We start from the raw sequence: 20279 nt of genomic DNA, 5'->3' as shown, positions 1-20279 counted from the left end.
CTAACAGGATATCCGGATGACCTTTGATCAATTATTGTCGGCCGGTCGTGCCGGTGAAGAGCTTGTTATGCCCGCGAGCTGGGCGCAGGGGCGTGCCACTTTCGGTGGTCTGATTTCTGCACTCCTATTCGATCGCATGGAGCATCTGGTTGCACCCGGTCGCGCCATGCGCTCGATGCAAGTGTCTTTTGTGGGGCCGGTAGAACCCGGGGTGCCGGCAACATTCCATGCCGACCTGCTTAGGGAAGGCCGGGCTGTCAGCCAGGTTCAGGGTCGTATCGTCCAGAAAGGCGAGCCGCGTCTGGTGTGTATGGCGAGCTTCGGTGGTGATCGGGATTCGGCGGTGCGGGTTGAGGGCCTCCCGGCACCGGAAGCGATACCGGCTGAACAGTGCCAGGGCCTGCCCTATATTGAAGGGGTAACTCCGGAATTTACCCAGCATATCGAGATGCGATGGGCCTTTGGTCATATGCCCTTCACTGGTAAAGGTGGGAGAGAAATGGGTGGCTGGATGCGGTTTCGGGAGCCGCCGGAAGCGATCTCTGGTGCCCATCTCGTTGCATTGGTCGATGCATGGCCTGCCCCGGTTTTGCCGCACCTGGAAGCAAGGGTGCCGGCAAGTTCACTGTCCTGGGCTCTGGATATCCTGCACCCGAGACCGGCCATTAAGCCGGGGGACTGGCTGCTCTACAAGGCAACCATTGATCAGGCTGGCGAGGGGTACTGTCACTTCCAGGCAAGCATCTGGACGCCGAGCGGCGAGTTGGTGGCTCTGAGCCGGCAAACCGTTACAGTGTTTGGCTGAACTGCCCGACAGAAAGGGTGGCTCAGGCGGCCCTTTCTCCCTTCAGGGCATCGTTGATAATGCGGGCGAAGTCCTCGGGAGAGTCCTCCTGCAAAAAATGGCCGCCGCGCAATGTGATATGAGGCTGGCCATGGGCTCCCGGAATCCGCCGCTGCATGTACCGGTCCCCGCCACGTGTAATCGGGTCGCCGTTGCTGAAACAGGTGATGAATGGCTTTTTCCACGTTTCCAGCACTCGCCACGCCGCTTTGTTAGCTTCGCTGGACGGGTCAGTCCCTGATACCGGAACCAGCTTGGGAAATGCCCGGGCCCCGGCCTTGTATTCTGGCGACGGAAACGGTGCCTCGTATGCGGCAAGCTCACATTTGGAAAGCGTACGTTCGGTACCCAGTTGGACGATCCGCCCTACGGGAAACCAGGGGCTGTGAGTGGCAAAGGCCTTCCAAAGGGTGAAAACGGCCGGGACCCTGTTTTCCCCGGTCGGTAGCATGCCATTACCGACTATAATTCGACTGAATCGCTGAGGATGAGCTGCAGCCAGCCTTAAGCCCAGCAGTGATCCCCAGTTCTGGCACACCAGCGTGATGTTTTCGAGGTTCAGAGCTTCCAGCCAGCTTGTCAGCCACGCCATATGCCGGTCGTAGCTGTAATCCTCCACTGAGGCCGGTTTATCTGATTTTCCGAAACCAATGAGATCCGGTGCCAGTACCCGGTGCCCTGAATCCGCGACCAGCGGGATCATACGCCGGTAAAGATACGACCAGGAAGGTTCCCCGTGAAGCATTAACACGGGTGAGGCATTTCCGGGACCTTCATCGACGTAATGCATCCTAAGATTCGGCGCTACGTTCAGATAGTGCGGAGCAAAGGGGTAGTCCGGAAGTCCTGCGAAGCGGGCTTCATCGGTTCTCAGAATACGCATGCCATCGACTGTCCTGACTGATTGGTTGCGTGATTGTCGGAACCGGCTGTTTCCCGTGATTCCCTTAAACAATCGTCGTAGGTCAGGATAAATCAGATGGAAATTTTGTGTGTTTGAGTTGCGTAACAGAGCGTTGCCGCTTTGAATCAGGAGGCGAGCCCAAGTAGCTTTTCAGGGTTGTCAATGTGGGCCATGGCATTGTCGCAACAATTGACGGCACCGCAGTCATCGGCAGAACAGAGAGCGATCGTTTTGCAGTCAGTCAACTGCTGGCTGTCTCCCTTATTATGAAAGATTCTGGCGCGAGACAGAGTTGAGCGGCAATGGCCACAAAGCAGAGTTGGTACTGCACTGTTTGCGGCTAATTCGGCAGTGTAATGCTGTTGTTCGGTCATACTCATGAATACCCTCCTGATAGTCTCAAACATAAGGACAGAGTGTGACAGTTCAAAGTCTGCCCAGTTGTCTATACGGATCAGTTGTCCGGATCGACCAGCGGGCGTCTGTTGGAGCGCTTGTCTTCCCAGTCAAGCTCTTTTGGATTGTACCAGCCAATGGCATTGAGCACTTTTTCGCGGGTTCTTGGGGAAAGGGTGGGCCACAACTCCTGAAAATCATCCAATCCCTGATCTCGCTGCCTCTGTTGTTTGCTCTGGAGTCGGTTGATGATTTTGGGCAAGTGCAGGGCTTCGCCCAGCTGGCCGGGGACCAGAACGTCCTGCCCCATAACCTTGCGGCGATGGGTGCGGGCTGCCAGCACCCTGCGTAACTCAATAGCCGCTTCCAGAGCGGTTTCTGTGGTGAAGGTTTCCAGTTCCAACAACATGACCTGTTTAGTGGCTGATCAATAACCGTCCACTATAACCTGAAGCGGACTACACTCGCCATGCCACCGTGATAGGCTAGCGCTGATAAGGGGTATGGCGGCCCATCGTTATCCGCCTTAATTTGCTCGGGGTAACAAGGATTATGTACGCAAAACTTGAAACACGGACCTTCCTCGCGATGCTGGTGGGAGTTTCCCTGGCCTTCGTGTTTCTGATGAAACCGTTCTTCGGGCCAATATTCTGGGCAGTGGCCATTGCGTTGATCTTTCACCCGGTGCAGCAGTTGCTGATTCGGAAGCTGGGCGAGCGGCCGAACATTAACGCGTTGATTACGCTCGTGATCTGTATGGTTATCGTGGTGATTCCAGTGCTTGTTCTGGTGACCTCGCTCGTCGCGGAGGGTGTGGCGCTGTATCAGCAGATTCAAAGCGGCGAAATCCGCCCGGGGGAATACATAGATCAGGTCAATAAGTCGTTCCCCGCAATACAGCATTTCCTGGCGCAGTTTGACGTGAGCTTTGCTGAACTCCGGGATCGTACCGTCAGTATTTTTGTGGGCGGCAGTCAGTTCCTGGCGAAGCAGGCTCTTGGTTTTGGCCAGAATACCTTCCAGTTTTTCCTTGGATTGGCACTGATGGTCTACCTTGCCTTTTTCCTTTTGCGGGATGGCAACAAACTGGTGGAGCTTATTATACGTGCCTTGCCCCTGGGCGATGAAAGGGAGCGCCTGCTGTTCGCGAAGTTCGCCGAGGTTACTCGGGCAACGGTAAAGGGCAACTTGCTGATTGCCATTATTCAGGGAGCGCTGGGCGGCATTATTTTCTGGATCCTTGGAATCAACGGAGCCTTGCTTTGGGGCGTGGTGATGGCGATCGTCTCGCTGTTGCCGGCAGTGGGAGCCGCCCTGGTGTGGGTGCCTGCCGCGGTTTATCTGGCGGCCATAGGGGATGTCATTGAGGCAGCCGTACTGACTGTTTTTGGCATTGTGGTCATTGGGCTTGCAGACAACCTGTTGCGTCCGTTGCTTGTAGGCAGGGACACGAAACTGCCCGACTACATCGTGTTGCTGTCCACGTTGGGGGGCATTGTTATGTTCGGTGTGAATGGTTTCGTCATGGGCCCGCTTGTGGCTGCCCTTTTCATGTCGTTCTGGGGCATATTTATCCGCGAGTTCGGCCACGAAGCCCATTTGGCTGTGCATCGGGATGCCGGCTCCGACGAGGCGGACCGTGATCGAGGTTAAGGCGACGTCCGACTAAAGTGTGATACGCTTTTCAGTGTTTGCCCCAGCTGGTGGAGATAGGCACCACATAACAAAAAAGAAACAGGTATCGGAGAGATATCAGGAGTAATGCAGGTGAGTACCATGAGAAAAGTGACCAACCCTCTGGGCCGTCTGGCGCTGGCAGCCGGCACTGCCTTTATGCTCGGGCTTGCGCCCGCAGCTTTTGCCGATGAAACCGTTGCACTCAAGAATGCGTTATACGGGGCAGGTTACAACATCACAAATGTCAGTTCCCAAATGGACGATGTCACCCGTTCGGCCCTGACGAAGTTCCAGAAGGATAACGGTCTGCAGGCTACCGGGATTCTTAATGAAGAGACCAAGAAAGCGTTGGGTATGATTTCAGTCCAGGTGGCTGCCGCATCGTCGGCCCCCGCCCAGACCACCACAAGTTCAGCTGCCCCCTCAACAGCTGAGCCTGCTACCTCCGCCGAGCCGGAAGCAGCAGCCGAGGAAGAAGTCATTGAAGAAGACGATGACGGTGGCTGGTCGCTCTGGTAAGGCCGGTCAGCAATGAAAAAGCCCGCCAGGATACCTGAGCGGGCTTTTTGATGGGGGGCTTGCCTTGCTCTCAGTCGAGCTTGGACAGGTCCCTTACAGCACCTTTGTCTGCACTGGTGGCAAGCAGGGCGTAGGCCTTGAGCGCTGCAGAGACCTTCCGGTCCCGGGGAAGCTCCGGCTTCCAGCCCAGGGCGTCACGGGCTTCCCGGCGACGATCAAGCTCATGTTGATCCAGTTGCACATTGATGGTCCGGTTGGGAATGTCGATACGGATCAAATCGCCGTTCTCGATCAGGCCGATGGCTCCACCCGCTGCAGCCTCAGGTGATGCGTGACCTATAGAGAGCCCCGAGGTACCGCCGGAAAAGCGGCCATCGGTCAGCAGGGCGCAGTCCTTTCCAAGACCTTTGGATTTCAGGTAACTGGTCGGGTAGAGCATTTCCTGCATGCCTGGCCCGCCACGGGGGCCTTCGTAACGGATGATGACCACTTCGCCAGACTTGACCTCGTCACCCAGAATGCCGGCGACTGCGGAATCCTGGCTCTCGAATACCCGAGCTTTGCCTTCAAAGACATAAATGCTCTCATCCACCCCGGCGGTCTTCACCACGCAGCCGTCCATAGCAATATTGCCGTAGAGAACTGCCAGACCACCTTCAGAAGAATAGGCGTTTTCGACTGACCGGATGCATCCGGTCTCGCGATCCCCGTCCAGTGTTGGCCAGCGAGTGCTCTGGCTGAAGGCTGTCTGGGTTGGAATGCCCGCAGGCCCGGCTTTATACAACTCCACCACTTCGGAGGACGGTGAACGCATGATATCCCAGGTTTCCAGCGCTTCCTTCATGGTTTTGCTGTGGACCGTCGGCAAGTCGGTGTTTATCAGGCCGCCGCGCTCCAGTTCACCAAGAATACCCATGATTCCGCCGGCGCGGTGCACATCTTCCATGTGATATTTCGGTGAGTTGGGAGCAACCTTGCAGAGCTGCGGCACGCTCCGGGATAGCTGGTCAATCTCGTTCAGGGTAAAGGGCACGCCACCTTCCTGGGCGGCAGCGAGCAGGTGAAGAATGGTGTTGGTGGACCCGCCCATTGCAATGTCCATCACCATGGCGTTTTCAAATGCAGCCATTGAGGCGATGCTCAGAGGCAGTACGCTGGCATCATCCTGCTCGTAATAGCGGCGTGCATTCTCCACAATCTGACGACCGGCCTTCAGGAACAACTGTTCGCGATCGGCGTGGGTGGCCAGCAATGATCCGTTGCCTGGCAGCGCGAGGCCGATGGCTTCTGTCAGGCAGTTCATGGAGTTAGCGGTGAACATGCCAGAGCAGGATCCGCAGGTGGGGCAGGCGCTACGTTCGTATTCCGCAACCTTCTCGTCATCGGCATCGGGATCTGCGGCGATGACCATGGCGTCGACCAGATCGAGTTTATGCTCGGATAACTTGGTTTTACCCGCTTCCATCGGACCGCCGGAAACGAAGATCGTCGGAATGTTCAGGCGCATGGCTGCCATCAGCATGCCAGGTGTGATTTTGTCGCAGTTTGAGATGCACACCAGCGCGTCGGCGCAGTGAGCGTTGACCATGTACTCCACAGAGTCTGCGATTATTTCGCGGGAAGGGAGTGAGTACAACATGCCGTCGTGACCCATTGCGATGCCGTCGTCCACGGCGATCGTATTGAACTCCTTGGCGACACCACCGGCAGCTTCGATTTCGCGACAGACCAGCTGGCCCAGATCCTTGAGGTGGACATGACCGGGAACAAACTGGGTGAAGGAGTTGGCGACAGCGATGATGGGTTTGCCGAAATCCTCGGTCTTCATGCCGGTGGCGCGCCAGAGGGCGCGGGCGCCGGCCATGTTACGGCCTGCGGTGGATGTCCGCGATCGATACTGAGGCATGGTGTGATGGTCTCTCTGTTATTACCTGATGATTGATACCTGATGGCATTGACTAAAAGAAGAGGATACCAGATTAGACTCCTATCGCATGGTTGTTTTGGCTGTCGGTAGTTACAATGTTTAACAGAATTGAAAAAAACCGTTCGCTCGTTTTAGTCAAAGTAGGAGCTTGCCAATGGCCGGCCAGGACAGCCTGTCGCTTCGTCGTCTCAAAGAATTCCAGCCGCTGAACCGGCTTAGTGATGATCAACTGGTGCTTCTTGCCAGCCGGGCGGAGCGTCGAGCTCTTGGCCCGGGGCAACGGGTGCTTGAGCGTGGCGTTCGGGACGGGCTCGAATTTTTTCTGGTGAGTGGCCAGGTCGAGCTTGAAGCGATTGACGGTCGTAAGTCCATAATTGAGGCAGAAAGTGACAAGGCGTTTCACCCGATTGCACGGCTTCAGCCCCGGATGTACGAAGTGACGGCCGTAAAACCTTGCGAGTTTCTCGTTGTCGCGCAAGACATTCTCAACCAGATGCTGCGGTCAGCGCCGGTTGCCCAGGTCGAGATGGATGCCGGTGAGGATCTGGGGGGAGGCGAGAGCGAAGAGCACCACCTGTTGATGGAGTTTTACTCCGAGCTCCGCTCTAACCAGATCAAGCTGCCAAGTGTTCCGGATGTGGCATGGAAGGTGCGACGTGCAGTCGATCGTGAAGACTCAACAGCCGATCAGGTTGCCAGCGCAGTGTCCGCGGACCCCTCTATGGCGGCCAAGCTCGTGCGGGCGTGCAATAGTCCGCTTTATCGCGGGTTCAGTGATGTCCGCAATGTTCGGGAAGCGGTTGTTCGTTTGGGGATGAGAACAACGCGGCAACTGGTGACGGTGTTTTCCATGAGGGAGGTGTTCAAGACCCGGCAAGCGTCTCTGCAGAAAGAAATGGAGAAACTCTGGCGCCATTCCCGCGAAGTGGCAGCCCTTTCCTGGGTTCTGGCCGATCATGCTACGAAGCTGAATCCGGAAGAGGCCTTGCTCGCGGGGCTGCTTCACGATATCGGTGTCGTGCCGGTGCTGGTTCAGGCCGAGCATCACACCAGGCTGTTTACCGACGAGTCCAATCTCCAGCATGCCATTCGCGAACTGCGCGCGGATGTTGGCACTGCGGTATTGGAGAGCTGGTCGTTCCCGCCGGCATTCGTGGAAGCCGTGCGTCACGCAGAGAACTGGCATCACGAGTGTCGCGAATCCGAACCGCAACTGGCAGATGTGGTGATCGTCGCCCAACTGCATTCGATGATTGGATCCAGCCAGAATGCCGATTTACCGTCCTTTGATCAGGTACCCGCTTACCGCCGGCTGGGAGAAATGGAACTGAACGCATCCCGTAGCCTGCAGCTTCTCACGGAGGCCCGCGCCCGGGTTGATGAAGTCCAGCAGCTGTTGTCGATCCGATGACTATTTTTACCGTACTAATTTTGGAGTCTGCTTTCCGGTGACAGTTCCTGAGACGAATGTACCACTCTTCCCCCTGAATTCCATTGTCCTTCCCAATGGAAGGATTCCCTTGCAGTTGTTTGAGCCGCGCTACATTGACATGCTTAAACAGTGTTTCAAGGAAGACCGCGGATTTGTCGTGGTCCTTTTGCGGGATGGTAGCGAGACAGGCCCTGCCAATGCTTTCTACAACATCGGTACGTATGTCCGCATTATTGACTTCCAACAGCTCGAAAACGGTTTGCTGGGGATCACGGTTGAGGGAGCTGCCAAGGTGTCCGTCATTCACAGCTGGCAACAGGAAGATGGTCTCAATCTTGGTGATCTGGAAGTCCTGATGGATGAGGCCAGTCGTGAGGTGCCGGAGCGTTTCATCGAATTGCCGTCGGTGTTGCGGGCGCTTTTCCGGCACCCGGTTATCCGTGATCTCGATATGAATGTGGATTATGAAGATGCCAGGCAGGTTGGTTGGCGTCTTGCTGAGCTCCTCCCCCTGGATAAGCAGGAAAAGCAACGGCTTGTTGAACTGCAGGATCCTCTGGAGAGGTTAAGCCGGCTGCAGGAGTTACTGGAAGCTTTGGAGGACGGCTAGACCGAGCGATATGCGGCCAGCGCGTCCGGCCAGGATAAAAACAGGTAGCCGATTGTAAACGCGAACCACAAGATGCCCGCCAGTATCAGGGATACGTCTGTTCCCAGAGGCACTCTGTCAAAACGACTGTAGCTCGCCCGGACGCTCCCTGTAATAGCCAGTCCCAGCAGTACTCCCCCGATAATGTCCGTGAACCAGTGGACGCCCAGGTACAACCGGCTGATGGCGACGGGCAACAAAGGCAACGACAACAGTACGTAGGTCTGCCAGCGTTTTCGGTAACGGGTCTCACCTGCCACGAAACTGGCGAGAAGGGTGACGAAGACCGTAATGCCGGCACTGTGCCCGCTGGGAAACGAGCCGGAAGAGGGGGGGCTCATTACCTCGTCGGGGCGGGGAATGCTCAGGGTGTACTTCAGTAGCCAGACCAGAACCACGGTCAACAAGGCGGCTGCCAGAATATGAGCTGCGGCGGCGTAATAGCCCCGGAAGATGAGCGCCAGACAGCTCAGTGTGGCGGCTGCGAGAAGGATGGGAGGATCTCCCAGCAGTGTGGCGGCAATGGCAGGGCCATCCAGTAGCGGTTGTCTCAACTGCTCGAACCAGTCCAGTGTCAAAAGGTTGAAAGGTTCCAGAACCTGCGTATGCACCGCCAGCTGTCCCCATAGCAACAGTAGACCGAAAGCTCCCATTGCCAGCATGAACGAAGCCAGAGGAAACTCCCCTTCCCTGGCAGGGCGGCTGTTCGTGTAAAGGCGCCAGAAGCGGTGGGTGGCATCATACTTTGCCATGCTGCGTTCCAGCCATGAATACACCCGGCTGCTCTCGCCAAGGCCAAGCTGGAACCGAAACAGCAACAGATACACCATCGAAAGCACCGCAAGGCTGATCCCCACGACCGCAAAAAAATGCGCTGGTGGCTGAATCTCTCCGGCCAGGGCACTGCCCACCAGAAAACCAGGCAGGATATAGACCGGTGCCCAACCTGCGGCAGACACGATATTGAAAGCGAGGAAGCGTTGCCAGGGCATCCAGAGAGCGCCGGCTATCAGCGGAATGACCGGGCGAATAGGGCCCACGAAGCGGCCAATAACAACGCTTTTTCCGCCGTGGCGCCGGAAAAAGTTTTCTCCTTTGATGATCAGCGCCGGATAACGACTCAGGGGCCATACGGTCCCCAGTCTGCCCTGAAGCATTCGGCCGAGAGCAAAACTGATGGTATCCCCTGCGATGGCGCCCAACCCGGCCCAGATTAATACGGCCGTCAGTGGCATGCCTGTTTTGCCAGCGAGGGCGGCAACTGCGAACAGTATGGCAACTCCGGGCACGATAATGCCGGCAATGGCCAGGGATTCAACGAAAGCTGTGCTGAAAAGTGCAACAGCCAGCCAGCCTGGATGAACGCTGAGCCAGGCTGAAAGGTCGCCAAGCCAGCCCGTGCTCATGTTGTAATGCTCTCTCCCGGGCTGAACCATGTTGAATCCGCGCCGCGTCTTCGGGCTTCCTCCATGGCCTGACGCGCCCGCTTGCGCAGCCCGTCAGTGCGGGTGTCACCGTGGCCGCGGGTGGTGCAGCCCAGGCTGACGGTGGCTTTTCCGACATCCGGCCACTCGTGTTCTGCGATGGTGCGGCGAATGCGCTCGGCAATTACCCTGACACCTTCTTCGGGTGTAAAGGGCAGAATGAGAAAGAATTCGGAATTGTTCAGGGTGTACAGCGTATCACCGGCACGAATGACACCGAAAAGATGCTCGGTCATATGTTGGAAAAGGTTCTGGATGCCCGCCTTGCCATGCAGATCTTCCACTTCGGCGGCGTAGTCAATGCTCAGATTGATGACGGATAGAGCGTGGCCTGTGGCAATAGCCCTGCTTATTTCCTTCTGCAGTGTTTCATCGAGGAACCGGGCGTTGTGGGCACCGGTGAGCGGGTCTGTGATTGCCAGGTCTTCAGCTGATTGGGCCATGTGGTCGTAATGCCAGATGTAGAGAGACGCCGCAGTCAGCAGAAGAAACAGGCCGGCAATAATGGTCAGAGCATCGACGGCTGGTTCCCGGATAAACAGCAGGACTGACGCAGGAACCAGGAGTAACAGTGAGAGAGTCACGCCTTGCCTGAGGGGAAGGATCAGAAAATTGAGAACCAGCAGTGGCATGGCCCAGTGGCTGATGCCGGGGCTGTCGAGAGTGATTATCGCAGCAAGTAAACCGCTGTTCAGGCCGGACAGAATAATGAGATGTCCTGGCGCGGACAACTGATGCCGACGGCAAATGAAGGTGTAGGCGGCTCCTGCGAGTGTCAATGCCGCCATGCCGATGGCAAGATAAAACAGTTCGTAGAAACCATAGCGCAGGTTTTGCATCGCAAGAGTGACGATAAACAGCGTGGCAAGGCCATAACTTATGGTGTGGGTCCAGGTTCTCAGCCGAGTTTCGGTCATGATGCGGACCCTTCTGCCGGAGCCTGTCTGTGGGATGAGGCCTGTGCCCAGGCGCTGTATGCCTGGGTGCGATTACCGCCCTGCTGTTGCGCGCGCCGCAGAGCGTTGGCGGCACTTTGCTGGAGACTGTCGGCGTCATCGCCAATGTTCAGGCCAGCGATGCCGGAACTGACGGTCAGTTTCATTCCATGGGATTCCAGCAGGGTGCACAGGCCGGTGCGGATAATTTCTGCGCGCGTAATGGCATCGCTTGTCGCAATGCCTGGCAGAATAACCAAAAACTGCAGATCGGCAACCCGGTAGTAGGTATCAAAATCCCGAATTTGCGAGTGAAGGTAGCGGCCAATACGGGGCAGGATAGAGCGAATGTCTTCGTCCGGGTCGTTATCACTCAGGTGCGTGTCCAGCCCGATCATGATGATGGACATGTCGGTTCCCTCCCGCTCGCTACGCTGAATTTCCTTGTGGAGATCCGCTGACAAATACTCGCGGCTGGCTGCCTGGGTAAGCTCATCAGTGCGCCTCAGGGGGGCAAGCTGGCGGGCCTTATATTCTCGCAGGAAGATCAGCAGGGTAGACAACAGCGTAGTGAGAAGGAACGCACTGATCATCTGATGGCGATCGGCAAGACCGGTGGCCCATTGTGCTGCGATCACTGACAGGACGACGATCACGGCTGTGGCAAAGGTCGCGATACTACGGGGAATCAGTGCGAATGCAACAAGTGGCACTGCGTAAAGCCAGTGGCTCAGGGTCCAGGGGCCTGTCCAGAAGCTGGTCAGCAGGATCAGCAGGAGTGCAATAAAAAACAACTGCTGGATTCGGGGCCATGGGGTTTTCCGACGGCTGGAGTGGAAGGCTCGCCCACAGATTACGACACCTGCTGCCGCGGCTGCAGCGGCGGCGGTCAGCGGCGCACCAAGCACGGTGCAGAGCACGGCCATGGCGAGCAGAGCCACGAACCCTGCCCGCGACAGTCGGCTTAACAGAAATTTTTCGGCCAGCTGGGCCATGGTGTCCGTCCTTCTTCTGATACTCCCTGAATTGGCATACCGCAGCGGTATAATATCTGTTTGGGGTGCGTACTTGAAACGGGAAAGGTAAAGTTAGTCTCTTATTCCTGAATTCAGCTTTAAATCACAAAGGTAAACGGATGGATATTGCAGCTTACATGTCCGAGGTCGGGCAACAGGCTCGCGCAGCGGCGACGCTGGTTGCACGCTCAACGACGGCGGTGCGCAATCAGGCTCTGCTGGCGACTGCCGATGCGCTTGACTCGGCCCGAAGCGAACTCTCCATGGCGAACAACAAGGATCTGGAGAAAGGCCGGGAAAACGGCCTCGACGCGGCTATGCTCGATCGTCTGGAGCTGACGCCCCAACGTATCGATGCCATGATCGAGGGGCTGCGGCAGGTGGCGTCATTGCCGGATCCGATCGGGGAAATTACCGGCATGACCTATCGTCCATCAGGCATTCAGGTGGGCAAGATGAGAGTGCCTCTGGGCGTGATCGGAATCATCTACGAATCTCGCCCGAATGTAACCGTGGAAGCAGCCAGTCTGTGCCTGAAATCGGGCAATGCCACCATACTGCGAGGTGGCTCCGAATCCATTCATTCGAATCAGGCTATTGCCCGCTGCCTGGCTCAGGGGCTGGCGGAGGCCGGATTGCCAGAGACAGCAGTTCAGGTGGTCAAAACGACTGACCGGGCGGCGGTAGGCGAGTTGATAACCATGCCCAGATTTGTGGATGTGATTGTTCCCCGCGGCGGCAAGGGGTTAATTGAACGCATCAGCAGGGATGCCAGAGTGCCCGTCATCAAGCACCTCGACGGTGTCTGCCACGTCTACATCGACAGTCACGCGGATCCTGAAAAGGCGCTGAAAGTTGCTGTAAACGCAAAGACCCAGCGGTATGGCACCTGCAACACCATGGAAACCCTGCTGGTGGATCGTGAGATTGCCGCCGATCTCCTGCCGCTGCTGGCATCGGAGTTTTCTGCTAAGGGTGTTGAGCTGCGCGGGTGCGAGCAAACCCGCGCAATCATCAACGCGGTTGCGGCAACCGAAGACGACTGGGAAGAGGAATACCTCGCGCCGATTCTCGCGGTGCGTGTAGTGGATGGTCTGAATGGTGCTATCGAGCACATCAATCGATACAGCTCCCAGCATACCGACAGTATTGTTACGGAAAACTATACCCGTGCCCGCCGTTTTATCACTGAGGTGGATTCCAGTTCAGTGATGGTGAACGCGTCTACACGCTTCGCTGACGGCTTCGAGTATGGGTTGGGCGCTGAAATCGGCATCTCGACTGACAAGATTCACGCCCGCGGGCCCGTGGGACTGGAAGGCCTGACGTCGCAAAAATACGTGGTGTTTGGTGATGGGCACATCCGGACCTGATGCTGATGCATGTGATCTATGGGGGGACATTTGATCCGGTGCATCATGGGCACCTTCGGCTGGCACTGGAGATCAGCGATCGTCTCGGCGTTGATCAGGTAAGCCTGATGCCTTGCCACATCCCGCCTCATCGCGGAGATACGGGTGCCTCGTCTGGGCAGCGCCTGCGCTTGCTGGAATTGGCCATTGCCGATGAACCACAGTTGCGAATTGATGACCGGGAGCTCACCAGGGCCGGTGCCTCCTATACTGCCGATACGCTTCGCCAGTTGCGTAATGAGCTCGGGCCCGACGAACCTCTGGTTATGGTGGTCGGCACAGATGCCTTTGCCGGTTTCGATCGCTGGCGGGAATGGCAGCAGATTCCGGACCTGGCCCATATCGTTGTTGTTCGGCGTCCGGGGCCTGAACTGGCCTCGGACGGAGTGCCGGCGCGGTTGCTGGCGGAACGCTCAGCGCACGACCCTGATGCGCTGCGAGCTCAGCCTTGCGGGCTGATTCTCGAGCTTGACCCGCCCTTGCTGGACATCTCCGCTACCGGCATTCGCGGGCGCATTGCTGACGGCCGTTCTCCCCGCTATCTGGTACCGGACTCTGTCTGGCTGGAGATTCGTCGCCAGGGCCTGTATGGAGCCTGCCCTGCGGGGAACTTTTAGTGCTACAATCGCGTCTGAATATGACTTTTCGGGCGGCCACTCCGGCCGACGTCCGACCGACAGGGTGATTATGCAGGCAGAACAACTGAAAGATCTGGTAGTTAACGCGCTTGAAGATGTGAAAGCACAGGACATCAGTATAATTGATGTCCGTGACCGTACCAGTGTCACTGACTTCATGGTTCTGGCATCCGGAACATCCAACCGTCATGTTAAATCCCTTGCCGACTCCGTCGTTTCCGATGCAAAGGAACAGGGCGTGCGAGCGGGCAATGTTGAAGGCATTACAGCCAGCGACTGGATATTGGTGGACCTTGGCGATGTGGTTGTTCACGTCATGATGCCCGCCACCCGGGAATTCTACGATCTGGAGCGCTTCTGGCGCGATGCCCCAGATCTTGGTGTTGCGGGCAGAGAGTAATCATGCGCTTACGTCTGATCTGCGTGGGGCAGAAAATGCCCGACTGGGTCAGTTCAGGGTACAGCGATTACGCCCGCCGGATGCCCCCCGAATTGCCCCTGGAGTTGGTCGAAATCCCCATGGCACACCGGGGAAAGAACCCGGACATTCCCAGACTGATGCAGCGCGAAAGCGACGCCATATTGTCTGCCACCGGCTCGAAAGACAGAGTTGTTGCGCTGGAAGTGGGCGGGCGCCCGTGGTCGACAGAAAAGCTGGCGAGTCAGCTTGAAAACTGGCAGCACGACGGCCGCGATGTGAGCTTTCTGGTCGGCGGCCCGGACGGTCTGGCAGATGCCTGCCGTAAGCGCGCTGATCAACAATGGTCATTGTCAGCCCTCACACTGCCTCACCCGCTGGTGCGAATTGTGTTGGCGGAGCAGTTATACCGGGCCTGGTCGATTACCCGCAATCATCCGTATCACCGGGCCTAGGGGAATACCATGCCGTGGGGTGAATTCAAGGATACTGCCGCCGAGCGTCGTCTGTTTCAGCGCCGCACTCTGGTTGTAATGGCACTTATCATGCTAATGATCGGTGGCCTGATTGCCCGCATGTATCAGCTTCAGATCGTCGAACACGACATTTACACCACACTCTCTGACAAAAACCGTGTGCAGGTTCAATCGGTGCCGCCACCCCGGGGACTGATCTACGATCGTAATCATATTCTGCTGGCAGAAAATCGCCCGGTTTTCAGTGTGACCCTGGTTCCTGAGCGTGTTGACGGCATGGACCATACTCTTTCTCAGCTTGGCGACATTCTGGATGTTTCCGGGGAAGACCTGGAGCGGTTCCATCGACGGTTGCAGGAACCCAGGCGACCATTCCAGGAGATTCCTCTCCGGTATGATCTGAACGAGCAGGAAATGGCCCGTCTCGCGGTGCATCGCCATGAACTCCCGGGTGTGGAAGTGAAGGCCGAACTGGTTCGTTTTTATCCCCACAGTACACTGACCTCTCATTCTCTTGGGTTCGTAGGGCGAATCAACCGTGATGAGCTGCAGCGTATAGATCCTGTGAATTACGCTGGTACCAACTACATTGGCAAATCCGGTATTGAACGTTTCTACGAAGAGCTGCTGCATGGGACAGTGGGTTACCAGCATGTTGAAACCAATGCCCGGGGGCGCACCTTGCGGGTTCTGGAACGCGAAAACCCGGTTCCGGGTGAAGATCTTCAGCTGCACCTGGACCTGAGACTACAGAAGCGGGCCTACGACCTTTTGGACGGCCGGCGTGGCGCGATTGTGGCCATTGAGCCGGCCACGGGCGGAATTCTGGCGCTGGCGAGTGTGCCTGGATTTGATACCAACAAGTTTGTTACGGGTATCAGTGTCAAAGACTACCGGGAGCTGAGTGAAAGCCGGGACAAGCCATTGTTCAATCGGGCGCTCAGAGGGCAGTACCCGCCGGGCTCAACACTGAAGCCAATGCTGGCAATTGCTGCCCTGGACAGCGGCGCGACGGACCGGGACTACACCATCTGGGACCCGGGATACTTCCAGCTCAATAATTCCGGTCGGCGCTATCGGGACTGGAAGCGAGCTGGCCATGGTTGGGTAGACCTGATGGACGCCATGGCGGAATCCTGCGACGTTTACTTTTACGAGATTGCCGTGAAGATGGGCGTGGATACCATCTACAGTTACCTGTCCCGGTTTGGTTTCGGCGAAGATGCTGCACTTGACGTATCCGGTGCCCTCAGTGGTCTGCTGCCGTCCCGCGATTGGAAACGAGCCATGCGGAGTGAGCCCTGGTATCCCGGAGATTCGGTGAACTTGGGCATAGGTCAGGGGTTCATGCTGGCAACGCCATTGCAGCTGGCAACGGCGACGTCTCTGATTGCTAACCGTGGCACCTGGGTCGAGCCTCGCCTGTTGAGGGAAATTGAAGGTGACACGCCCGTTGCGCAGTACCTCCCGGATGGTGGCCACGAGCCCCTGACACTCAAGAACCCGGACGACTGGGAGTTTGTGGTCGAGACCATGGCGGAGGTCATGCATGGCCGGCGCGGCACCGCTCGTCGGGCAGGCAGTGACGCGCCTTATCGGATGGCGGGTAAGACAGGGACGGCGCAAGTATTCAGTCTCGCGGAAGACGAAGAGTATGATGCCGAGGAAATCCGTGAGCGCTTGCGGGACCACGCACTTTTTGTCGGCTTTGCACCGGTGAAGAATCCAAAGATTGCTGTTGCCGTGATTGTTGAGAACGGTGGGGGGGGAAGCAGCACCGCCGCGCCAGTCGCCCGTGAGCTGTTTGATGCATGGCTGTTGGAGTTTCCAGCCGAGAATCAAAAGGCCCTTATCGGAAAAGTCGAAGACAAGGGGCCAAATTGATGGCTTTGAACGAGTTCATTGGTTCGTCCGAGGCTAACCCTCTGGGTCGTCCACGGGGTATCTGGTCCACTCTGCACCTGGATCCTATACTGCTGTTTTTGTTGCTGGCGCTGGTGTCCGCCGGCCTTTTTGTACTATACAGCGGAGCGGACCGCAACATTGAGGTGGTCAAGGCTCAGGGCGTCAGGCTGGGTGTTGCGTTCGTTGTTATGCTGGTCTTTGCTCAACTTGATCCTTCGGTATTCCGGCGGTGGGCGCCCTGGCTTTATGGAGCGGGCGTTGTTGCCCTGATCGCCGTACTGGTGGTTGGTGTGGGCGCAAAAGGCGCTCAACGCTGGCTGGCGCTTCCAGGGCTGCCCCGTTTTCAGCCCTCTGAACTGATGAAGCTGGTTGTGCCGATGATGGCCGCCTGGTATCTGTCCCGCCACTACCTGCCGCCGCGATTCCGGCACGTTGCGGTTGGGCTCGCCATTGTCCTGGTGCCGATGATGATGATTATCAAGCAGCCGGACCTGGGGACCTCTTTGCTGGTGGGGATGGCCGGGGTTTTCGTGGTTTTCTTCGCGGGCATAAGCTGGAAGCTGATTGCCGCATTTATAGCAATGGTCTCCGTCTCCGCGCCCATGATGTGGTTTTTCGTTATGCGCGATTACCAGAAGCAGCGGGTACTGACGCTGCTTGACCCCCAGAGTGATCCGCTCGGAGCCGGTTGGAACATTATCCAGTCGAAGACCGCTATTGGGTCAGGGGGGTTTGATGGTAAAGGTTGGTTACAGGGAACTCAGTCCCATCTGGAATTTTTACCTGAAAGTCATACCGACTTTATTGTTGCGGTCCTGGCCGAGGAGTTTGGCTTTATTGGCATGCTGATCCTGATGACTGTGTACTTCCTCATCATCCTGAGGTGTCTTTACATTGCCGTGACTGCCCAGGACTCGTTCAGCCGGTTGCTGGCCGGTGCTCTGACCATGACGTTTTTCATCTATATATTCGTCAATGTTGGTATGGTCAGTGGTTTGCTGCCAGTGGTGGGCGTGCCTTTGCCCCTTATCAGTTATGGCGGAACCTCAAGTGTTACTCTGATGGCGGCATTCGGGGTACTGATGTCGATTCATACCCATCGTCGCATGATTGGCGCCTAGGATGGTGAAAACGGAACGTGGCGAGCGGGTAATGGTGATTCAAGGTTATAACCCGTTACAATGAAGAAATGGCCGTGAAACAGAGAATCCGGCGATATATGTGCAAGAGGAATTCCGGACTGTGAACTTCAACTCGTGGATCTCGTGGATGCTGGTGGCGGCTGCTCTTGTGTTGGGTGGTTGTGCCTCGTCTCCGGAAACGGACCACTCATCCCGGTATACCATCAGTCAGGACCGAGCTCCGGCGGGTCACTTCGATGCGTCGGGCTTGACGGATGCCAAGCCGGTTTACGAGGCACCCAGGCGAGCGGGCAACAAGTCGCCTTACAATGTCTGGGGAAAGCAGTATCAGGTACTTGCAAGTAATGACGGATACGTAGCCCGGGGCACGGCAAGCTGGTATGGCGAGAAGTTCCATGGCCATAAGACATCGAACGGTGAAACGTTTGATATGTACGAGATGTCCGCGGCCCATAAGTCGCTAAGGATTCCGGGTTACGCCAGGGTAACCAACCTCGATAATGGTCGTTCAGTGGTTGTTCGGGTTAATGATCGTGGACCGTTCCATGGCGATCGGCTGATTGACCTTTCATACGCGGCAGCGAAAAAGCTTGGTTACCAGGCTCGGGGTACCGCAAGGGTGGAAGTGGCAGCTATTACCGTGCATCCGAATGGCTCGATGTTTCTGGCCGGCCAGCCTTTCGTGCCTGGTGCGGCAGCGAGCTCCGTCGAGAGCAGTGTTGCTGCCACTGGCCAGATGGTCGGTGACAACCAGGCGCTGTATGTTCAACTTGGCTCTTTTAGCCGACGGGACCCTGCGGAAAAGCTTCTCGGCAGGGTTCGTGCGGTACTCGAAAACCCCGTGCGCGTGCGCGCTATCGACACTGAGTCAGGCCGATTCCATCGGGTGCAGGTTGGCCCGTTTTTGAATGAGGACAGCGCCAGGCGTACCCAGAATCTTCTGGAAGCCCGGGGCTTTTTACAATCGATATTGCTGACCGATTCAAATTGAAAACCTGACCAGAAAGAAACACACCTAACGACGAATGAATGGACCCATGGCCTTTAAATCAGTACTCCGCTCCGTTTCCGTGATCCTTATCCTGGCCTCAATGCTGGCAGGAAAAGCGATGGCACAGTCTGTCTTGATTCCTTCTCCACCGCAGATTGCGGGGAGTTCCTACGTGCTGATGGACCCGAAGAGTGGGCGAATCATCATGGAAGAGAATAGTCATGAGCGTTTGCCTCCGGCCAGTCTGACAAAAATGATGACCGCCTACATCGTTGAACGTGAGTTGGATGAAGGGCGTATCTCCATGTCAGACATGGTCCCGATCAGCGTTCGCGCCTGGAAGACTGAAGGTTCCCGAACCTTTGTCCGCGAGGGAACAAGCGTTCCGGTCGAAACCCTGCTCAAGGGGGTGATTATTCAGTCAGGCAACGATGCTTCGGTGGCGCTGGCAGAGTTCGTCGCCGGTAGTGAGGGTGCGTTCGTTGATATTATGAATCAGCAGGCCCAGTTGTTGGGCATGAAAGACACCAACTTCGAGAATGCGACCGGACTGCCATCGAACGAGCATTTCTCCACTGCCTATGATCTGGCCAAGTTGGCGCGGGCTATCATCAATGATTACCCCGAAAACTATCCGATCTATGCGGAAAAGCACTTCACCTACAACAATATTCGCCAACCTAATCGTAATAGCCTGTTATGGCGGGACGACAGCGTGGATGGCCTTAAAACAGGTCACACCGAGGAAGCGGGATACTGTCTTGTAGCATCGGCGAAGCGCAATGACACCCGTCTGATTGCCGTTGTCATGGGCACGAGCAGTTCTGAGTCACGGTCCCAGGAAATCCAGAAGATGCTCAATTACGGATTCCGTTACTACGAAAGCGAGCGTCTTTTCAGCGCCGGTCAGGAGCTTATTCAGGCACGGGTCTGGAGTGGTCAGTCGGATCAGCTCTCCGTTGGTCTTGCCGAGGACGTCTATGTAACCATTCCGAGAGGCTCCCGCGACGATCTTGAATCCAGTGTCGACCTTGATTCCGTGATCAAGGCACCCATCAATGTGGGAGACGAGCTGGGACGGGTGAAGGTATCACTCAATGGTGAAGTGCTGGTCGACCAACCGGTGCTGGCCCTGCATGAAGTGCCTGAGGGTGGGTTCTTCAAACGCATATGGGATGCTATCAAGCTCTTTTTCATTCAGTTGTTTTAGACAGGGTAGCTAAGATGCCCGGGAGTAGCGTGTCATGAGTGAGCCGAAAGCACCAAAAATCGAGTTCCCCTGTGACTATGTCATCAAGGTTATCGGCAATTCTGCGCCTGACTTCACCGAGTTTGTTGTTGAGGTCGTGGAGCAGCATGCCCCGGGGATCTCTGAAGCAGACATCTCCGTGAATGAGAGCAGCAAAGGCCGATTTTCTTCTGTGCAACTCAAGATTGTTGCGACCGGCGAGGCGCAGCTCAAAGCACTGTTCGAAGAGCTCAAGGCCAGTGGCCGTGTGCACATGGTGCTGTAA

Annotated in this window: 21 protein-coding genes; 14 read left to right on the top strand and 7 right to left on the bottom strand. The window is 56.6% G+C overall.

The genetic code is table 11. The features are described from left to right. Positions 1-16: 16 nt before the first annotated feature. Complete coding sequence (locus BKP64_RS11395) at positions 17-805, top strand: acyl-CoA thioesterase (protein WP_070970008.1); 789 nt, start codon at positions 17-19, stop codon at positions 803-805. A gap of 22 nt (positions 806-827) precedes the next feature. On the opposite strand, the gene BKP64_RS11390 is transcribed toward BKP64_RS11395, so the two are convergent. The 3 genes from BKP64_RS11390 to BKP64_RS11385 form a co-directional block, all read right to left on the bottom strand. Then, complete coding sequence (locus BKP64_RS11390; RefSeq protein WP_070970005.1) at positions 828-1727, bottom strand: haloalkane dehalogenase; 900 nt, start codon at positions 1725-1727, stop codon at positions 828-830. Between the two features lie 146 nt (positions 1728-1873). Further along, positions 1874-2128 (bottom strand): hypothetical protein, encoded by a 255-nt coding sequence (locus BKP64_RS19110; protein ID WP_227515375.1) that lies wholly within the window; start codon positions 2126-2128, stop codon positions 1874-1876. 74 nt (positions 2129-2202) lie between these two features. Then, a complete protein-coding gene (locus BKP64_RS11385; protein ID WP_070970002.1) occupies positions 2203-2553 on the bottom strand; it encodes a hypothetical protein in 351 nt (116 codons plus the stop codon). A 143-nt stretch (positions 2554-2696) separates the two neighbouring features. Between BKP64_RS11385 and BKP64_RS11380 the strand changes: the two genes are divergently transcribed. Further along, positions 2697-3797 carry an AI-2E family transporter gene (locus BKP64_RS11380; protein ID WP_070969999.1) on the top strand — a complete coding sequence of 367 codons (1101 nt, stop codon included), beginning with the start codon at positions 2697-2699 and terminating at the stop codon, positions 3795-3797. A gap of 123 nt (positions 3798-3920) precedes the next feature. Beyond that, positions 3921-4340: a peptidoglycan-binding domain-containing protein gene (locus tag BKP64_RS11375; protein WP_070973655.1), complete on the top strand. Its 420-nt coding sequence runs from the start codon at positions 3921-3923 to the stop codon at positions 4338-4340. Positions 4341-4410: 70 nt separating this feature from the next. Here the strand turns inward: BKP64_RS11375 and ilvD are convergent, their stop codons facing one another. Further along, the gene (gene ilvD, locus BKP64_RS11370) at positions 4411-6246 is read right to left on the bottom strand and encodes a dihydroxy-acid dehydratase (RefSeq protein WP_070969996.1); all 1836 of its coding nucleotides are present in this window, start codon (positions 6244-6246) and stop codon (positions 4411-4413) included. A 175-nt stretch (positions 6247-6421) separates the two neighbouring features. On the opposite strand from ilvD, the gene BKP64_RS11365 reads away from it, so the two are divergent. After that, positions 6422-7678 (top strand): HDOD domain-containing protein, encoded by a 1257-nt coding sequence (locus BKP64_RS11365; protein ID WP_070969992.1) that lies wholly within the window; start codon positions 6422-6424, stop codon positions 7676-7678. Positions 7679-7715: 37 nt separating this feature from the next. Beyond that, positions 7716-8309: an LON peptidase substrate-binding domain-containing protein gene (locus BKP64_RS11360; protein ID WP_257785938.1), complete on the top strand. Its 594-nt coding sequence runs from the start codon at positions 7716-7718 to the stop codon at positions 8307-8309. On the opposite strand, the gene BKP64_RS11355 is transcribed toward BKP64_RS11360, so the two are convergent. Genes BKP64_RS11355 through BKP64_RS11345 form a run of 3 tightly spaced genes read right to left on the bottom strand, consistent with a single transcriptional unit; the run spans position 8306 to position 11762 of the window. Further along, complete coding sequence (locus BKP64_RS11355) at positions 8306-9754, bottom strand: phosphatase PAP2 family protein (protein ID WP_070969987.1); 1449 nt, start codon at positions 9752-9754, stop codon at positions 8306-8308. The two genes, BKP64_RS11360 and BKP64_RS11355, sit on opposite strands and share 4 nt — an antisense overlap. Next, a complete protein-coding gene (locus BKP64_RS11350; RefSeq protein WP_070969984.1) occupies positions 9751-10749 on the bottom strand; it encodes a GGDEF domain-containing protein in 999 nt (332 codons plus the stop codon). The genes BKP64_RS11355 and BKP64_RS11350 overlap by 4 nt, the downstream gene beginning before the upstream one ends. Continuing rightward, positions 10746-11762: a GGDEF domain-containing protein gene (locus BKP64_RS11345; RefSeq protein ID WP_070969976.1), complete on the bottom strand. Its 1017-nt coding sequence runs from the start codon at positions 11760-11762 to the stop codon at positions 10746-10748. The genes BKP64_RS11350 and BKP64_RS11345 overlap by 4 nt, the downstream gene beginning before the upstream one ends. Before the next feature lie 140 nt (positions 11763-11902). On the opposite strand from BKP64_RS11345, the gene BKP64_RS11340 reads away from it, so the two are divergent. From BKP64_RS11340 to BKP64_RS11300, 9 genes are all read left to right on the top strand, one after another. After that, positions 11903-13156, top strand: a complete 1254-nt coding sequence (locus tag BKP64_RS11340; RefSeq protein WP_070969973.1) for a glutamate-5-semialdehyde dehydrogenase — start codon at positions 11903-11905, stop codon at positions 13154-13156. Between the two features lie 5 nt (positions 13157-13161). Beyond that, entirely contained in the window at positions 13162-13812 is a 651-nt protein-coding gene (gene nadD / locus BKP64_RS11335; RefSeq protein WP_070973654.1) for a nicotinate-nucleotide adenylyltransferase, read from the top strand. Positions 13813-13882: 70 nt separating this feature from the next. Continuing rightward, positions 13883-14233 (top strand): ribosome silencing factor, encoded by a 351-nt coding sequence (gene rsfS / locus BKP64_RS11330; protein WP_070973653.1) that lies wholly within the window; start codon positions 13883-13885, stop codon positions 14231-14233. Positions 14234-14235: 2 nt separating this feature from the next. Then, the gene (rlmH, locus tag BKP64_RS11325; protein WP_070969970.1) at positions 14236-14706 is read left to right on the top strand and encodes a 23S rRNA (pseudouridine(1915)-N(3))-methyltransferase RlmH; all 471 of its coding nucleotides are present in this window, start codon (positions 14236-14238) and stop codon (positions 14704-14706) included. A 9-nt stretch (positions 14707-14715) separates the two neighbouring features. After that, positions 14716-16611 carry a penicillin-binding protein 2 gene (gene mrdA / locus BKP64_RS11320; protein ID WP_070969967.1) on the top strand — a complete coding sequence of 632 codons (1896 nt, stop codon included), beginning with the start codon at positions 14716-14718 and terminating at the stop codon, positions 16609-16611. Beyond that, positions 16611-17753, top strand: coding sequence for a rod shape-determining protein RodA (gene rodA / locus BKP64_RS11315; RefSeq protein WP_070969964.1), 1143 nt, complete (start codon positions 16611-16613; stop codon positions 17751-17753). The genes mrdA and rodA overlap by 1 nt, the downstream gene beginning before the upstream one ends. A gap of 148 nt (positions 17754-17901) precedes the next feature. Then, a complete protein-coding gene (locus tag BKP64_RS11310; RefSeq protein WP_070969961.1) occupies positions 17902-18765 on the top strand; it encodes a septal ring lytic transglycosylase RlpA family protein in 864 nt (287 codons plus the stop codon). A gap of 46 nt (positions 18766-18811) precedes the next feature. Further along, on the top strand, positions 18812-19975 hold the full coding sequence (locus tag BKP64_RS11305; protein ID WP_070969958.1) for a D-alanyl-D-alanine carboxypeptidase family protein: 1164 nt from the start codon (positions 18812-18814) through the stop codon (positions 19973-19975). Between the two features lie 34 nt (positions 19976-20009). Beyond that, a complete protein-coding gene (locus BKP64_RS11300) occupies positions 20010-20279 on the top strand; it encodes an HP0495 family protein (RefSeq protein ID WP_070969955.1) in 270 nt (89 codons plus the stop codon).

Origin of the sequence: Marinobacter salinus (assembly GCF_001854125.1) — a bacterium.
Classification (GTDB): Bacteria; Pseudomonadota; Gammaproteobacteria; order Pseudomonadales; family Oleiphilaceae; genus Marinobacter; species Marinobacter salinus.
Note: the sequence above shows the minus strand (reverse complement) of the source record. Positions and strands in the feature narration are given on the sequence as shown.

What these genes read in the sequence shown, in the direction of transcription:
- BKP64_RS11385 (WP_070970002.1), bottom strand. Translation starts at nt 2,553, where the DNA reads ATGTTGTTGGAACTGGAAACCTTCACCACAGAAACCGCTCTGGAAGCG.
- rsfS (WP_070973653.1), top strand. Translation starts at nt 13,883, where the DNA reads ATGCAGGCAGAACAACTGAAAGATCTGGTAGTTAACGCGCTTGAAGAT.
- BKP64_RS19110 (WP_227515375.1), bottom strand. Translation starts at nt 2,128, where the DNA reads ATGAGTATGACCGAACAACAGCATTACACTGCCGAATTAGCCGCAAAC.
- BKP64_RS11305 (WP_070969958.1), top strand. Translation starts at nt 18,812, where the DNA reads ATGGCCTTTAAATCAGTACTCCGCTCCGTTTCCGTGATCCTTATCCTG.
- BKP64_RS11380 (WP_070969999.1), top strand. Translation starts at nt 2,697, where the DNA reads ATGTACGCAAAACTTGAAACACGGACCTTCCTCGCGATGCTGGTGGGA.
- BKP64_RS11340 (WP_070969973.1), top strand. Translation starts at nt 11,903, where the DNA reads ATGGATATTGCAGCTTACATGTCCGAGGTCGGGCAACAGGCTCGCGCA.
- nadD (WP_070973654.1), top strand. Translation starts at nt 13,162, where the DNA reads ATGCATGTGATCTATGGGGGGACATTTGATCCGGTGCATCATGGGCAC.
- mrdA (WP_070969967.1), top strand. Translation starts at nt 14,716, where the DNA reads ATGCCGTGGGGTGAATTCAAGGATACTGCCGCCGAGCGTCGTCTGTTT.
- rodA (WP_070969964.1), top strand. Translation starts at nt 16,611, where the DNA reads ATGGCTTTGAACGAGTTCATTGGTTCGTCCGAGGCTAACCCTCTGGGT.
- BKP64_RS11390 (WP_070970005.1), bottom strand. Translation starts at nt 1,727, where the DNA reads ATGCGTATTCTGAGAACCGATGAAGCCCGCTTCGCAGGACTTCCGGAC.
- BKP64_RS11350 (WP_070969984.1), bottom strand. Translation starts at nt 10,749, where the DNA reads ATGACCGAAACTCGGCTGAGAACCTGGACCCACACCATAAGTTATGGC.
- BKP64_RS11395 (WP_070970008.1), top strand. Translation starts at nt 17, where the DNA reads ATGACCTTTGATCAATTATTGTCGGCCGGTCGTGCCGGTGAAGAGCTT.
- BKP64_RS11345 (WP_070969976.1), bottom strand. Translation starts at nt 11,762, where the DNA reads ATGGCCCAGCTGGCCGAAAAATTTCTGTTAAGCCGACTGTCGCGGGCA.
- BKP64_RS11355 (WP_070969987.1), bottom strand. Translation starts at nt 9,754, where the DNA reads ATGAGCACGGGCTGGCTTGGCGACCTTTCAGCCTGGCTCAGCGTTCAT.
- BKP64_RS11310 (WP_070969961.1), top strand. Translation starts at nt 17,902, where the DNA reads ATGCTGGTGGCGGCTGCTCTTGTGTTGGGTGGTTGTGCCTCGTCTCCG.
- ilvD (WP_070969996.1), bottom strand. Translation starts at nt 6,246, where the DNA reads ATGCCTCAGTATCGATCGCGGACATCCACCGCAGGCCGTAACATGGCC.
- BKP64_RS11365 (WP_070969992.1), top strand. Translation starts at nt 6,422, where the DNA reads ATGGCCGGCCAGGACAGCCTGTCGCTTCGTCGTCTCAAAGAATTCCAG.
- rlmH (WP_070969970.1), top strand. Translation starts at nt 14,236, where the DNA reads ATGCGCTTACGTCTGATCTGCGTGGGGCAGAAAATGCCCGACTGGGTC.
- BKP64_RS11300 (WP_070969955.1), top strand. Translation starts at nt 20,010, where the DNA reads ATGAGTGAGCCGAAAGCACCAAAAATCGAGTTCCCCTGTGACTATGTC.
- BKP64_RS11375 (WP_070973655.1), top strand. Translation starts at nt 3,921, where the DNA reads ATGAGAAAAGTGACCAACCCTCTGGGCCGTCTGGCGCTGGCAGCCGGC.